Origin of the sequence: Actinomadura sp. NPDC048394, from assembly GCF_040651755.1 — a bacterium.
GTDB lineage: Bacteria > Actinomycetota > Actinomycetes > Streptosporangiales > Streptosporangiaceae > Spirillospora > Spirillospora montaniterrae.
On the sequence record NZ_JBEZJL010000015.1, the window covers coordinates 21,040 to 34,774 of the forward strand.

The 13,735-nt window shown below is 72.3% G+C and carries 14 protein-coding genes; 7 read left to right on the top strand and 7 right to left on the bottom strand.

Features of this window, described 5'->3' with window-relative positions; translation table 11 throughout:
- Window positions 1–2 precede the first annotated feature (2 nt).
- The 5 genes from AB0C78_RS12700 to AB0C78_RS12720 are packed head-to-tail and all read right to left on the bottom strand — an operon-like array spanning window position 3 to window position 5,241.
- Window positions 3–1,463 carry an FAD-dependent oxidoreductase gene (locus AB0C78_RS12700; protein WP_360746031.1) on the bottom strand — a complete coding sequence of 487 codons (1,461 nt, stop codon included), beginning with the start codon at window positions 1,461–1,463 and terminating at the stop codon, window positions 3–5.
- Window positions 1,464–1,477: 14 nt separating this feature from the next.
- A complete protein-coding gene (locus AB0C78_RS12705) occupies window positions 1,478–2,065 on the bottom strand; it encodes a cysteine hydrolase (protein ID WP_360746034.1) in 588 nt (195 codons plus the stop codon).
- Between the two features lie 25 nt (window positions 2,066–2,090).
- On the bottom strand, window positions 2,091–2,861 hold the full coding sequence (locus AB0C78_RS12710) for an SDR family oxidoreductase (RefSeq protein WP_360746037.1): 771 nt from the start codon (window positions 2,859–2,861) through the stop codon (window positions 2,091–2,093).
- On the bottom strand, window positions 2,855–4,261 hold the full coding sequence (locus tag AB0C78_RS12715; protein WP_360746040.1) for an FAD-dependent oxidoreductase: 1,407 nt from the start codon (window positions 4,259–4,261) through the stop codon (window positions 2,855–2,857). Before AB0C78_RS12715 ends, AB0C78_RS12710 begins: the two co-directional genes overlap by 7 nt.
- Window positions 4,258–5,241: an isocitrate lyase/PEP mutase family protein gene (locus AB0C78_RS12720; RefSeq protein ID WP_360746043.1), complete on the bottom strand. Its 984-nt coding sequence runs from the start codon at window positions 5,239–5,241 to the stop codon at window positions 4,258–4,260. Before AB0C78_RS12720 ends, AB0C78_RS12715 begins: the two co-directional genes overlap by 4 nt.
- 254 nt (window positions 5,242–5,495) lie before the next feature.
- Here AB0C78_RS12720 and AB0C78_RS12725 point away from each other — a divergent pair, with 254 nt between their 5' ends.
- Genes AB0C78_RS12725 through AB0C78_RS12750 form a run of 6 tightly spaced genes read left to right on the top strand, consistent with a single transcriptional unit; the run spans window position 5,496 to window position 11,314 of the window.
- A complete protein-coding gene (locus tag AB0C78_RS12725) occupies window positions 5,496–6,671 on the top strand; it encodes a hypothetical protein (protein ID WP_360746046.1) in 1,176 nt (391 codons plus the stop codon).
- Window positions 6,668–7,591, top strand: coding sequence for a VOC family protein (locus AB0C78_RS12730; RefSeq protein WP_360746049.1), 924 nt, complete (start codon window positions 6,668–6,670; stop codon window positions 7,589–7,591). The genes AB0C78_RS12725 and AB0C78_RS12730 overlap by 4 nt, the downstream gene beginning before the upstream one ends.
- Window positions 7,588–8,436, top strand: coding sequence for an alpha/beta hydrolase (locus AB0C78_RS12735; protein WP_360746052.1), 849 nt, complete (start codon window positions 7,588–7,590; stop codon window positions 8,434–8,436). Before AB0C78_RS12730 ends, AB0C78_RS12735 begins: the two co-directional genes overlap by 4 nt.
- Window positions 8,437–8,438: 2 nt before the next feature.
- The gene (locus AB0C78_RS12740; RefSeq protein WP_360746055.1) at window positions 8,439–9,614 is read left to right on the top strand and encodes an acyl-CoA dehydrogenase family protein; all 1,176 of its coding nucleotides are present in this window, start codon (window positions 8,439–8,441) and stop codon (window positions 9,612–9,614) included.
- Complete coding sequence (locus AB0C78_RS12745) at window positions 9,611–10,462, top strand: alpha/beta hydrolase (RefSeq protein WP_360746058.1); 852 nt, start codon at window positions 9,611–9,613, stop codon at window positions 10,460–10,462. The genes AB0C78_RS12740 and AB0C78_RS12745 overlap by 4 nt, the downstream gene beginning before the upstream one ends.
- A gap of 9 nt (window positions 10,463–10,471) precedes the next feature.
- Window positions 10,472–11,314 (top strand): fumarylacetoacetate hydrolase family protein, encoded by an 843-nt coding sequence (locus AB0C78_RS12750; RefSeq protein ID WP_360746061.1) that lies wholly within the window; start codon window positions 10,472–10,474, stop codon window positions 11,312–11,314.
- A gap of 52 nt (window positions 11,315–11,366) precedes the next feature.
- Here the strand turns inward: AB0C78_RS12750 and AB0C78_RS12755 are convergent, their stop codons facing one another.
- On the bottom strand, window positions 11,367–12,857 hold the full coding sequence (locus tag AB0C78_RS12755; protein ID WP_360746064.1) for an MDR family MFS transporter: 1,491 nt from the start codon (window positions 12,855–12,857) through the stop codon (window positions 11,367–11,369).
- 91 nt (window positions 12,858–12,948) lie between these two features.
- Here AB0C78_RS12755 and AB0C78_RS12760 point away from each other — a divergent pair, with 91 nt between their 5' ends.
- The gene (locus AB0C78_RS12760) at window positions 12,949–13,542 is read left to right on the top strand and encodes a TetR/AcrR family transcriptional regulator (protein ID WP_360746067.1); all 594 of its coding nucleotides are present in this window, start codon (window positions 12,949–12,951) and stop codon (window positions 13,540–13,542) included.
- A 4-nt stretch (window positions 13,543–13,546) separates the two neighbouring features.
- On the opposite strand, the gene AB0C78_RS12765 is transcribed toward AB0C78_RS12760, so the two are convergent.
- On the bottom strand, window positions 13,547–13,702 hold the full coding sequence (locus AB0C78_RS12765; RefSeq protein ID WP_360746070.1) for a hypothetical protein: 156 nt from the start codon (window positions 13,700–13,702) through the stop codon (window positions 13,547–13,549).
- Window positions 13,703–13,735 lie beyond the last annotated feature (33 nt).

Here is a 13,735-nt window from a genome sequence, read left to right on the forward strand (position 1 = left end):
GCTCACACCCCCGCCGCGGCATGGGCGGCGGCGTTCGCGCCGGCGATCCGGCCGAACGTCGCGCCGCGCAGCACCGACGTGGAGCCGGTGTAGTTCGAGTAGTACAGCCCGGTCAGCTCCCCCGCCGCGTACAGGCCGGTCATGGGGTGTCCGTCGCGGTCGACGACCTCGGCGGCGGAGGTGGTCTTGAGGCCGCCGAAGCTGAAGACGTTCGCCGCCATGATCGGGTACGCGGCGAACGGTCCCTGTTCGATGGGCCGGCTCCAGTTCGACTTGGGGACGTCCAGCCCGGTGGTGGCGAGGCCGTCGGGCGCGCTGTGGTCGAAGCCGTCCGAGGCGGGGCAGGCCGCGTTGTACGTCTCGACGGTCTCTTCGACGGCCGCGGCGGGCAGGCCCAGCAGCCGGGCCAGTTCACCGATGGTCGGCGCGGTGACGGGCGGGACGTCGGTGCGGACGCCCGCCATCAGGTTCGGCACCGCGAGTCCCCGCTGGTCGAGGATCACCCAGGCGATCCCGTCGGCCTGGGCCTGGATGGCGCGGGTGGTGCGCTCGTACCAGGCGTCGACGGTGCCGCGCGCCTCGTCCACGAACCGCCGCCCGTCCTTGTTGACGAGGATCCCGTAGGGGAAGCAGAAGATCGCGGCCTCCGGCTCGCCGCTGCGCGGGTCGATCGGCTCGGCGTGGAAGAGCGCGAAGTTCCCGGCGGTGGCGGCGCCGAGCGCGAGCGCCATCTCCAGCCCCTCGCCCTTGTTGTAGTTGCCGCCCTTGGCGACGGGACGGCAGGTCAGCGCCTTGTCGCCGTGGTAGCGGGCCATCAGCTCGAAGTTGCCCTGGTAGCCGCCGCTGGCGAGGACGACCGCGCCCTCGAACACGGCGGGGCCGGCCGGGGTGTGCGCGGACACGCCGGTGACGCCGCTGCCGGAGAAGGCGAGCCGGCGGGCGGTGGTCGCGAAGTGGAACTCGACGCCGAGCCCGCGGGCGGCCTTGCCCATCGTCTCGACGATGGCGAGGCCGCCGCCGACCGGCGCCATCCGGGTCGTCGAGCGGGTGAGGAACGGGGTCGGCATGAAGTCGAACCGGACGCCGTGGCCGGACATCCAGCGCAGCGTCGGCGGCGCGTTCTCCGCCAGCACCGCGACGTAGTCCGGGTCGACGGTGTGGGTGGCGCGGTACAGCGCACCCTGCCGCCGGGGCGCGAGCGCCGCGTCGTTGACGATGGACGGGTCGGGATGGCCCATGAAGTCGTCGACGAGGGCGTCCTCGAAGCCGTCGGCGACCTCGTCCAGCGACTTCATCCGCAGGAACGCCTCGGTGTAGCGGGTGTTGCCGCCGGTCTCGGCCTCCGGGGAGCGTTCCAGCAGCGCGACGCGGGCGCCGTTCTCGGCGGCGGAGACCGCGGCCGACAGGCCCGCGACCCCGCCGCCGACCACGACGACGTCGTAGCGGTGGGTCTGTTCGGTCATGGCGTGGCGTCCCCTCAGAACTCGAGCTCGGCTGAGCCGATCACGGAGCCGAACAGCGGCAGCATGTTCGTCACGGAGAACTCGTGGAAGTCGGGCCGGAAGGAGGCGCACATGTCCTCGACCACGGTCACCTGGAGGCCGGAGTCGGAGGCGTGCCGCGCCGCCGACTCCACGACGAGGTTGGTGGCGACGCCGCCGAGGACGACCTCGGTGACGCCTTCGGCGGCCAGGACGTCCCGCAGCGGCGTCCCCACGAACGGGTCGACGCAGCCCTTGTCGATGACGGGCTCTCCGGCGACCGGCGCGAGCGCCTTGACGATCTGCGCCTCCGGGGAGTCGGCGAGCATCGCGCGCTGCTCCTCATAGGGGTCGAAGCGCGGCAGCCGGTTGGTGCGGAGCTTGTAGGACGGGTCGAATGCGAGCCGGATGTGGACGACGAGCGTCCCGGCCGCGCGGGCGGCGGCCAGCACCCGCTCGGCGGTGGCGAGGACGCCGCGTTCGGCGATCTGCGCGGCGAGCGGGGGCATCCGCAGGTGCGGCCCCTCCTCGCAGAGCGCGACCTGGTAGTCGAGCATGAGCAGGGCCTTCGTGGCGGTGGTCATCAGGGGTCTCCTTGGAGGGATCGGGCTACCAGGCGGACCAGCCGCCGTCGACGTACACGACCTGGCCGGTCATGTACGAGGCGGCGGGGCTCGCGAGCAGCAGCAGCGGGCCGGCGAAGTCGGTGGCGGGGTCGCCGAGGCGGCCGAGCATCGTGCGCTCGCCGAACCACGTCAGCCGGTCGGGGTCGGCGCCGAGCGCGGCCGTCATCTGGGTGGGGTAGAAGACGCCGGGCGCGAGGCAGTTGACGTTGACGCCGTGCGGGCCGAGTTCGGCGGCCAGCGCCCGCGTCACGTTCACGACGCCGGCCTTGGACGAGTAGTACGCCGACTCGGGGACGGGTCCGACGCGTTCGGCGTAGACGGTGGTGAGGTTGACGATCCGGCCGCCGCTCCCCTGCCGGGTGAGGGCCTTGCCGGCTTCGCGGCCGACCAGCCAGGTTCCGGTGAGGTTGACCCGGACGACCCGCTCGAACTCCTCGACCGTCGTCTCGTCGTACGGCTTGCGCAGCATGACGCCCGCGGCGTTGACGACGATGTCGAGCCGTCCGTGCGCGGCGATCACGTCCTGGAAGAGCGCGGCGACGGACGCCTCGTCGGTGACGTCGACCTCGTGCGCGCTCGCGCCGCGGTCGCGCGCTGTGGCGGCGAGGTCGGCGGCGCGGGACGGAAGGTCGGCGACGGCGATTCGCGCTCCGGCGTCGGCCAGCGCGTGCGCCGCGCGTTCACCGAGGCCGCCGGGGGCCACGCCGACGACCAGCGCGACCTGGCCGGTCAGGTCGAAGGCGGACGTCACCATTGGAGCTCGCTCTCCTCGCCGGCGGCGTTGCGGCCGGCGATCCGGCCGAAGACGCCGGACTTGCCGATGGAGGTGCCGGTCATGTAGCCGGCGCCGTGGAACCCGCCGGTGATCTCGCCGGCGGCGTACAGGCGCCCGATCGGCTCGCCCCACCAGTCGAGGACCCGCATCCGGGTGTCGACGGTGAGCCCGCAGTACGTCGCGAGCACGACGGTGCCGGACGGGTGGGCGTAGAAGGGCGGCTGGTCGATCGGCGTCCGCTCCCCCACGCCGCCGGACAGGTGGACGCGCCCGAACGCGTCGTCCCGTCCGGACGCGATCGCGGCGTTGTAGTCCGCGACGGTGCGCCGCAGGGAGCCGTCGGGGAGGCCGATCTCGGCCTCCAGGCCTGCGATCGTGCCGGATTTGAGCAGCATCCCGGCCCGCTCGCGTCCCGCGAACTCGTAGATCGGGACCTCGTCGTTGGCGAGGGCCATCGTCCGGGCGTCGAAGACCTGCCAGGTGGTCACGCCGGGCTGGGCGAGCGCGGCGTCGCCGATCTCCTTGTAGTTCCGCGACTCGTCCACGAAGCGGCGGCCTTCTCGGTTGACCGCGATCGCGCCCTTGTAGACGGCGAGGATGCCGGTGCCGTCCTCATCGGGGTGCTCGATGTGGAAGTGCCCGTAGGTGCCCTTGATGTACGGGGTGTCGCGGATGCCGGCGCCGAGCGCCATGGCCATCGTGAGGCCGTCGCCCTGGTTACCGGCGCCGCCCTGGCGGAGCGCGTGCTCCATCTGCGGCGCGAAGGTGGCGAGCAGGTCCGGGTTCATCGAGAACCCGCCGGTGGCGAGGACGACCGCGTCGGCCGGTACCTCGCGGCCGTCGGCGAGCCGGACGCCGGTCACGCGGGCGCCGTCGTGCAGCAGCCGGTGCGCGGGCGCGTTGAGCATGATGCGCGCGCCGCGTTCACCGGCCGCCTTGAGCAGCAGCTCCAGCATGCGCGTGGTGTCGGCGGGGTGGCTGCGCGGCGCCGACTGGCCGGACGCGGCGTGGATCTCGCCGTACCGGACGCCGTGGTCCTTCAACCACCGGTACGTCTCCAGCTGGTGCTCGCAGTACAGGTCGACGAGCGCCGGGTCGTTGCGTCCCTGCCCGACGTCGAGGAGGTCCTTGCGGAGCAGGTCGACGGAGTCGGCGATGCCCTGCTCGGCCTGCTCGTCGGTGCCGGCGAACGCGGACAGGCCCGCCGACTTCACCGTGGAGCCGCCGATCTCGCCGGTCTTCTCCAGCAGCAGCGCGTACCGGCCCGCCTCGGCGGCGGCGAGCAGCGCGGCGCAGCCGGCGAGCCCCGCGCCCAGGACGAGGACGCCGACGCGCTCGGGAAGCTCGGTCTCGACCGGCAGGCCGGCGACGGAGCTCACGAGATGCTCCCGAGCTCCCGGTCCAGCGCACTTTCGGCGGCGCTGAAGCGGGGCAGGTTGAACAGGCTCTGCCGCTGCTCCCAGCTCGCCATCCGGCCGGCGCGGGACGCGGTCTCGCCGTGCTCCTTCAGGTGCGCCAGCGCCTCCTGTCCGGCGAGGTGCATCGAGCGCATCAGGTAGTTGGCGAACAGCACGATCCCGAAGCCCAGCTCGGCGTACTCCGCCACGCTCAGCTGCGGGGTCTTGCCGCCCTCGACCACGTTGACGATCAGCGGGACGCCCGCCAGCTCGCGCCCGACGAGGGCCAGCTCGTCGACCGTCCGGGGCGCCTCGACGAACAGCACGTCGGCGCCGGCCTCGGTGTAGGCGCGGCCGCGCTCGATCGCCTCATCGATCCCGTACACGGAGCGGGCGTCCGTGCGGGCGATGATCACCAGCGCGTCGTCGGTGCGCGCTTCGCACGCCGCCGCGATCTTGGTCTGCATGTGCCCGGACGGGATCAGCGCGTGCGCGTCGAAGTGGCCGCACCGCTTGGGCATCTCCTGGTCCTCCAGCTGGAGGCCGGCCACCCCGGCGCGCTCCAGCAGGCGGACGGTGCGCATCGCCGCGAGCGGGCCGCCATAGCCGGTGTCCGCGTCGCAGATCAGCGGGACGCGGGTCGCCTCGGTGAGCCGTCCGGCGTGCTCGGCGACCTCGGTCTGCGAGATCAGCCCGATGTCGGGCAGGCCGTAGGCGGCGTTGGCGAGCCCGGCGCCGGTCGCGTACACGGCGGCGAAGCCGGCGTCCTCGACGAGCCGGGCGCCGAGGGCGTCGGTCGCGCCCGGCAGCACGAGCGGCTCGATCGCCGCGCCCGGCCCGCCGGCCGTGGCGGCGGCGAGCGCGGCGCGCAGCGCGACCCGCTTGTCGCGGGCGCCCGGGCCGGGTCCGACCCCGGTCAGCGACGAGAGCAGGCCCGGCTCCCAGGGTGGGGTATGCGGCACAGCACCTCCTCCATGGAGTGATTACTACAGACGTTAACCGTGACACCAGTCACCACCCGAACGCAACCCGCCCGCCGAGGGCGGGACGAGGCGCTGTTCTGACCGGCTGCTCAATGACGACTCGACGCAACGCGGTGAACGGATCGGGCACGCGAGGGTCTTGCGTTCCCTGGAGCGAGCACTCTACGGTTCCGTGTAGTGACTGTTACAGAGATGCCGGTCACGCTTTCCCCACGACCGAAGGAACGTCACCGATGACCGTCCTGGACGAGATCCGCCGGCTGGAGCCGGAGTTCCGCACCGAGGAGGATCTCTCGGCCGAGCAGCGCGCGCTGACCGGCCGGGCCTTCACGTACATGCGCGAGACCGGGCTGATGCGCGGCCTGCAGCCCAAGCGCTGGGGCGGCGCCGAGCTGTCGCTGCGCGACCACCTCACGAGCGTCTACGAGCTCGGCCGCATCGCCCCGTCCGCCGGCTGGGTCGCCGGGGTCATGGGCTCGCACCCGTGGCAGCTCGCCCTCTTCCCCGAGGAGACGCAGGCCGAGATCTGGGAGTCCGACCCGGACTGGAACGCCTCGTCCTCCTACGCCCCGACCGGGAAGATCGAACCGGTCGACGGCGGGTACCGCGTGCACGGCCGCTGGTCGTTCTCGTCCGGCTGCGACCACGCCCAGGGCGTGATCCTCGGCGGGTTCGCCGGGAAGGTCGAGGTCGCGCCGGGCGTCGAGGTGCCGAACTACGGGTCCGCGCTGCTGGACCGCGACCAGTACGCCATCGAGGACACCTGGCACGTCCGCGGCTCGCGCGGCACCGGCAGCAAGGACATCGTCGTCGACGGCGCCTTCATCCCCGAGCGCCGCTTCCTGTCCAGCCCGCTCTACGAGTACAACCCCGACCGTCCCGCCCCCGGCATGGAGACCAACACGAGCACGCTCTACAAGGTGCCGTGGGCGGTCATGTTCAACCTGGTCCTCGTCGCGCCGATGCTCGGGCTCGCCCGCCGCGTCCTCGACGACTGGACGGCCGACACCCGCGTCCGCAAAGCGAACTGGGGCGGCACCTACGCCGACGACCCGCTGATGCAGATGCACCTGGCCGAGGCCGAATGGGTGCACGACGCGGCCGTCATGAAGATGTACGACGCGATCGACACGATCACCGAGGCCGCCGAGGCCGGCACCTTCCTGGACAAGCGGCAGCGCGCCCGGCTGCGGTGGAACATCACCAAGGGCTGCCAGGAGACCGGCTTCGCGATCAACAAGCTGATGCGGGTCGCGTCCGGCCGCACCGTCTTCGTCGACCACCCGCTGCACCGCCTCTACCAGGACGTCATCGCCGAACTCGGCCACGCGTTCCTGGTCTCCGACGGCGTCGGCCAGTACTACGGCGCCGCACTCCTCGACTCGTCCGCCCCGGAGGTCATGCTTTGATTTCGCAACTCGCCTATCTCGGGATCGCGTCGCCCAAGGCCGAGGAGTGGCGCGACTACGCCACCCGGCTGCTCGGCGCGGTCATCGCCGGCGACGGACCGGACGGCGCCGTCCGCGTCAAGGTCGACGACAAGGGCTACCGGATCGCCGTCCACCCGGCGGAGCAGGACGAGCTCCGCTACATCGGCTGGGACTGCGGCAACGAGACCGACCTGCGCGCCTACGCCGCCGAGCTGCGCGGCAAGGGCGTCGAGCTGCACGCCGGGACCGCCGAGGAGCTCAAGGAGCGGCAGGTCACCGAGCTGCACTGGTTCACCGACCCGTTCGGCAACCGGCACGAGCTGGTCTGGGGCCAGTACTCGCACCCGAACTCGTTCTTCCCCGGACGTCCCATGCGCGGCCGGTTCGTCACCGGCGACCTCGGCCTCGGCCACGTCGTGCTGATCGTGCCGGACCTGGAGAAGGCCAACGCGTTCTACGCCGGGACGCTCGGCTTCCGGCTGTCGGATCGGGTGAAGAGCGACATCTTCAACCTGCGCTTCTACCACTGCAACGGCCGCCACCACTCGCTCGCGGTCGCGGAGATCCCCGGCATGACGGGGATCAACCACCTGATGCTGGAGGTCGAGTCGTTCGACGACCTCGGCACCGCGATCGACCTGTTCACCGCCGACCCGGAGCGGGAGATCCTGCTGTCGCTCGGCCGGCACACCAACGACCTGATGACGTCGATCTACGTGCAGACGCCGTCGTCGATGCAGATCGAGTACGGGTACGGCGGGATCACCGTCGACGACCTGACGTGGGTCGCGGGCAACCACGACCTGCCGTCGATCTGGGGCCACCACCGCTCGCAGGCCTACATCGACGGCCCGCCCGGGATCTTCCGCACCGTGACCGGCGAGGAGGCGGGCGAATGACCGCCGCGATCCGCACCGAGGACGTCGCGATCGGCGGCGGCCGCCACCTGCGCGTCAACCAGACCGGCACGCCGGGCACGCCCGCCCTGCTGTTCCTGCACGGCTCCGGGCCCGGCGTCACGGCGGCGTCGAACTGGCGCGAGGTCATCCAGGGGCTCGGCGACACCTACCACTGCATCGCGCCCGACATCCTGGGCTTCGGCGACTCCAGCCACCCGGACCCGCAGCCGCAGGGCTTCACCGCGCAGGCCGAGGTCCGCATCGATGCGCTGCTGGAACTCATGGACGTGCTGGACCTGCGGAAGGTCGTCCTGGTCGGCAACTCGATGGGCGGCATGTACGCGCTGCGCATCGCGCAGCTCCGCCCGGACCTCGTCGGCAAGATCGTGCTGATGGGCTCGGGCGGCATGCCGGGCCTGGAGCCGACCCCCGACCTGATCAAGCTCATCACCTACTTCGACGATCCGACCGTCGAGGCGATGGCCGACCTGCTCATCCGGTTCGTGCACGACAAGAGCGCCTTCGGCGACACGGTCGAGGCGGTCGCGGCGGAGCGGATGCCGATCGTCCGGCGGCCCTGGATCGAGGCGGGGCACCGGGCCATGTTCGGGCCGGAGATGCTCGCCTTCGGGCCCGACGACCTCGCGAAGATCGACATTCCGGCGCTGGTCGTGCACGGCCGCCAGGACGTCATCGTGCCGCTCGAGTGCGGCTACTACCTCGCCGAGCACCTGCCGCAGGCGGACCTCTACGTGATCAACAAGTGCGGCCACTGGACGCAGATCGAGCAGGCCGCGCGCTTCCAGGCGATCGTGCGGACGTTCGTCGGGGACGGAACGGAGTGACCATGAGCATGATCGACAAGGCGCGGGCCGCGGCGCCCGCGCTCGCCGCGGCCGACGCCGCGAGCGCCGAGCGGGGGAACCTCACCGCGGACGCCGTCGCGGCGCTCGACTCGACGGGCGTCCTGCGGGCGCTGCAGCCGGCCCGGTGGGGCGGCGGCGAGGCCCACCTCGCCGAGTACGCCGAGACGGTGATCGAGATCGGCCGGGCGTCGGCGTCCGCCGGCTGGGTCGCGTCCGTCGTCGGCGTCCACCCGTGGCAGATCGCGCTGTTCCCCGAGGAGACGCAGAAGGAGGTCTGGGGCGACGACCCGGCCCGCCGGATCGCCTCGTCCTACACGCCGACCGGGAAGATCGAGAAGGTCGCCGGCGGCTACCGGGTGTCGGGCCGGTGGAGCTTCTCCTCCGGCAGCGGGATCTGCTCCGGCGTCATCCTCGGCGGCATCGCCGGGCGCCGCGAGGTGAACGGCACCGAGTACCCCGACTTCACGTCGGTGATCCTCGACGAGGCCGACTACCGGATCGAGGAGACCTGGAACGTCGCGGGCCTGCGCGGCACCGGCTCCAACGACATCGTCGTGGACGAGGTGTTCGTGCCCGAGCACCGCGGCCAGTCGCACGTGTACTACACGCACGGCCTCGGCACCCCGCTGCCCGGCCAGGAGCTCAACGACGGGCCGCTGTACCGGACGCCGTGGGCCGTCACCTTCAACCTGATCATCGCGGCCGGGGCGCTCGGCGCCTGCCTCGGCTTCTACGACCAGTGGGTGACCGAGACCCGCGCCCGCCGCACCAACTACGGCCAGCTCCTCCGCGAGGAGCCCGTCGTGCAGGACCACCTGGCCGAGGCGGCCTGGCAGCTCGACGCCGCCGTCCTCAAGGTCAAGCGGACGGCCACCGAGCTGATGGAGCACGCCGAGCGCGGCGAGATCCCGTCCCTGGAGCAGCGCGCGTTCTGGCGCTGGGACATCGCCCGGTCCGCGAACGCGGCGGTCGACACCGTCCAGGCGCTGATGCGGGTCTCCTCCGGCCGCTCCGCCTTCGTCGACCACCCGCTCCAGACGAGGTTCCAGGACGCCATCGCGGCCGGTAGCCACGCCTTCCTCTTCGACGACCCCCTCGCGAAGGCGTGGGGCGGCCGTCACCTCGGCGCCGAGAAGCTCGCGGAGGTGCACCTGTGATCACCTCGTCCGACGTCGCCGTCAAGGTCCGCGGCGGCGAGCTGACGTTCCGGCTCCACGAGACCGGTGAGCGGGGCTCGGAAGCCGTGCTGTTCCTGCACGGCTCCGGGCCCGGCGCGACCGGGCTGTCGAACTGGGAGCGGATCATCACCGATCTCGGGCCCCGGTTCTGGTGCCTGGCACCCGACCAGATCGGCTTCGGCGACTCCTCGCATCCCGCCGACGCGCCGCGCGGCATGGGCCCGTTCAACGAGCTGCGCGCCGAGGCGCTGCTGGCGCTCGTCGACGGCCTCGGCCTGGAGAAGGTCCACCTCGTCGGCAACTCGATGGGCGGCCAGCTCGCCCTCCTGATGACCCTCGCCCGGCCGGAGCTCGTCGGCAAGATCCTGCTGATGGGCAGCGGCGGCGCACCGGACATGCCGGTCAGCCCCGGACTCGCGCACCTCCGCGAGTTCTACGCGAGCCCGAGCGCCGCGTCCCTCAAGGGCCTGCTCAGCGAGTTCGTGTACGACCTCGGCCCCATGCGCGGCACCATCGACCGCGTCGTGGCCGAGCGGATGGCCTACGTGAACCGCGAGGACGTCCGCCGCTCGCACGAGGCGTCGTTCGACCCGGACGGCGCCCGCCGCTTCTTCACCCCCGAGGAACTCGCGACCATCACCCACGACGTGCTGTGCGTCCACGGGCGCGACGACCGGATCATCCCCGTCGACGCGAGCAGGTACTTCGCCGCCGCGATCCCGAACGCGAACCTGTACGTGCTCGGGCGGTGCGGGCACTGGACGCAGATCGAGCACCCCGAGACCTTCGAGCGGCTCCTGACGGGCCTCATCGACGGCCGTATATAAGGAAGCACATTGCGCATCGCCAACCACGCGGGACGGGCCGTGCTCGTCGTCTCCGACGGCAAGGGCGCGGACATCGCGACCGCCTCGGACGGCCGCTTCGGCCCCGACCCGCAGAGCCTCTACGACCAGTGGGACGCCTTCACGGCCTGGGCGGCGACCGCCGCGCCCGTCCCCGACGTCGAGATCGACGCGGCCCGGCTGGGCTCGCCGTCGCCCGCGCCGTCCCAGGTCGTCGCGATCGGGCTGAACTACGCCGACCACGCCGCCGAGACCGGCTTCGAGCCGCCGACGGACCTGCCGCCGGTCTTCACGAAGTTCGCCTCGTCCATCACCGGCCCCTACGGCGAGATCGCCCTGCCCGGCGGCGGCCACACCGACTGGGAGGTCGAGGTCGTCGCCGTCATCGGCCGCACGGCCCACCGCGTCACCGCCGACGCGGCCTGGGACCACGTCGCCGGCCTCTCCGCCGGCCAGGACCTCTCCGAACGGATCCTGCAGTTCACCGGCGAGGCCCCGCAGTTCGGCTTCGCCAAGTCCTATCCGGGCTTCGCGCCGATCGGCCCCTGGCTCGTTACCCTCGACGAGATCCCCGACCGCGACGACCTCGCGCTCGGCTGCGCGATCGACGGCGAGACGGTGCAGGACGGCCGCACGTCCAAGCTGATCTTCTCCATCCCCCGGACGATCGCGAAGCTGTCGGAGGTCATCACCCTGCGCCCGGGCGACGTCATCTTCACCGGCACCCCCGACGGCGTCGGCCTGGGCAGGACCCCGCAGCGCTTCCTGCGCCCCGGCGAGACCCTCCGCACCTGGGTCGAGGGCATCGGCGAGATGGAGCACACCTTCCGCTAGTCGCTACAGGCCCCTGCTGTTCCCCGGGGCGCCGACGGCACCGTCGCCCGGTTCAGGCGGCCGGGCTCTTCTCCACCCCGGCTGGCCTGCCGGCCTCCTGTCCGGCGGGCTCGGCGGGGGCGGATCCGGTGCGTCCGGGGAGGAGCAGGGTCAGCGGGACGGCGACGGCGGTGAAGCCGACCGACCACCAGAACGCCGTGGAGAACGCGCCGGCGAGCGCGTCCGGCGTGCGGGCGCCGGACGCGGTGTGCTGCAGGATGACCGCGAGCACGGCCGTGCCCACGGACCCGCCGATCTGCATCGCCACGCGGGAGATGATGCTGGCGTGCGGGATGTCGGCGCGGCCCAGCCCGGCATAGCCCGCGCTGGCCAGCGGGATGTTCACCGAGCCCATACCGAATCCGCGGACCAGCAGCGCCGCCATGAGCGGCACGATGGAGGTGCCGGCGGAGACGAACGCGAACGGCACGGTCGCCGCCGTGACCACGGCGAAGCCGGTGAAGGCGACCCAGCGCGGCCCGTACCGGTCGGTGCACCTGCCGGCGATGGTGCGGGACATCAGCGTGCCGACGCCCTGCGGGATCAGCAGCAGCCCGGCGCCCAGCGCGTCCTCGCCGCGGACCCGCTGCAGGTACAGCGGCAGCAGCAGCATCGCCCCGTAGAGGGTGGCGCCGGCCAGGAAGCTCAGCGCCGACGACGACGCGAGCGGCCGGTGCCGGAACAGCCCGACGTCCACCAGCGCCCTGGACGAGCGCGGCACCGCCCACGCGACGAACCCGCCGATGAGGGCCACGCCCGCCAGCACCGGCACCACGACCTGGACGCGGGCGGCGCCGTCGCCGCCCTCGACCTGGGACAGCCCGTAGATCACCGCGGCGACGCCCGGGGACAGCAGCAGCAGTCCGACGGCGTCCAGGCGGGCGCGGCGGGCGCCGGGGGCGGGGTGGTCGTCGGGCAGGTTCCGCAGCGCCAGCCAGGCGCCGACGGCGCAGAACGGGATGTTGACCAGGAACAGCCAGCGCCAGTCGCCGACGTGCAGGATGATCCCGCCCAGCACCGGGCCGAGGATCGGCCCGAGCGAGGCGGGCAGGGTGACGGTGGCCATGACCCTGCCGATGTTGCGGCCGCCGGTCGCCTGCATGATCAGGGTGACCATCAGCGGCATCATCACGCCGCCGCCGACGCCCTGGACGACGCGGAACACGATCAGGCTCGGCGCGTCCCAGGCCAGCGCGCACAGCACCGAGCCGAGCAGGAAGACCCCCAGCGCGGCCGTCCACAGCCGCCTGCCGCCCAGCACCGACTGCGCCCAGCCGGCGATCGGGATGGTGACGAACATCGCCAGCAGGTAGCCGGTGCTGATCCACTGGATGGTGCCGAGGGACGCGCCGAGGTCGCGGCCCAGGTCGTTGATCGCGATGCTGACGATGGTGGTGTCGAACACCACGGCGAGCGCGCCCACGATGACGGTGAACGCCAGCCGCCAGACCGCCGGGTCGACACGGTCGCCGGGGACGGCCGCCGTCCTTTCGGGAGCACTCACGGAACTCCTAAGATACAGAGGTGTGTCTTGAGCTCCGACCGTAGGCGCTCCCGATAAGATGCGCAAGTGTTCCCTATTTGCGGAGGGTGAGATGGCCGAGCGGCGCCGAGGCCGGGCCCTGGAGGACGCGCTGCTCGACGCGGCCTGGCAGCAGCTGACCGAGAACGGCTACGCCAACTTCACCATGGACGCCGTCGCGGCCCGCGCCGGCACGAGCCGTCCCGTGCTCTACCGCCGCTGGGCCGGCCGGCACGAACTCCTGCACGCCACCCTCGCCCACGTCAAGGAGCGCACCCACCTGGACCTGCCCGACACCGGCACCCTCCGCGGCGACGTCCTGGCCGTGATGAAGCAGGCCAACGGCACCAGTACCGGCCTCACCGCCGTGATGACCGTGCACCTGGCCGAGTACTACGAGGAGACCGGCACGAGCCCGGCCGAACTCCGCGAGGTGCTCCTGGCCGGCCGCCGCCCCCTCCTGGACGTCCTCTACGCCCGAGCCGCCGAACGCGGCGAGATCGACCCCGCCCACCTCACCGACCGCATCAAATACCTGCCCTTCACCCTGCAGCGGCACGAGATCCTGATGACCCTGAAACCCGTCCCGGACGCCGTCCTCGAGGAGATAGTCGACACGGTCTACCTCCCTCTCGTCCACGCCCGCCCTCCGCTGCCGGCGCCTTGAGCGGTCATCCGTCCAGGAGGCCGAGGTCACGCAGGCTTCCGGCCGACTCCACGATCATCGTCTCGACGGGGCGCGGCCGCCGGCCGAGTTCCGTCCGGGCCCGGTCGTTGCGGATGACCGGGCGCGACGGCTCGTCGCCCGGCTCCTCCTCCGCGGGCACGCGCGGCAAGCGGGCGGCGCAGGATCGCGGCCA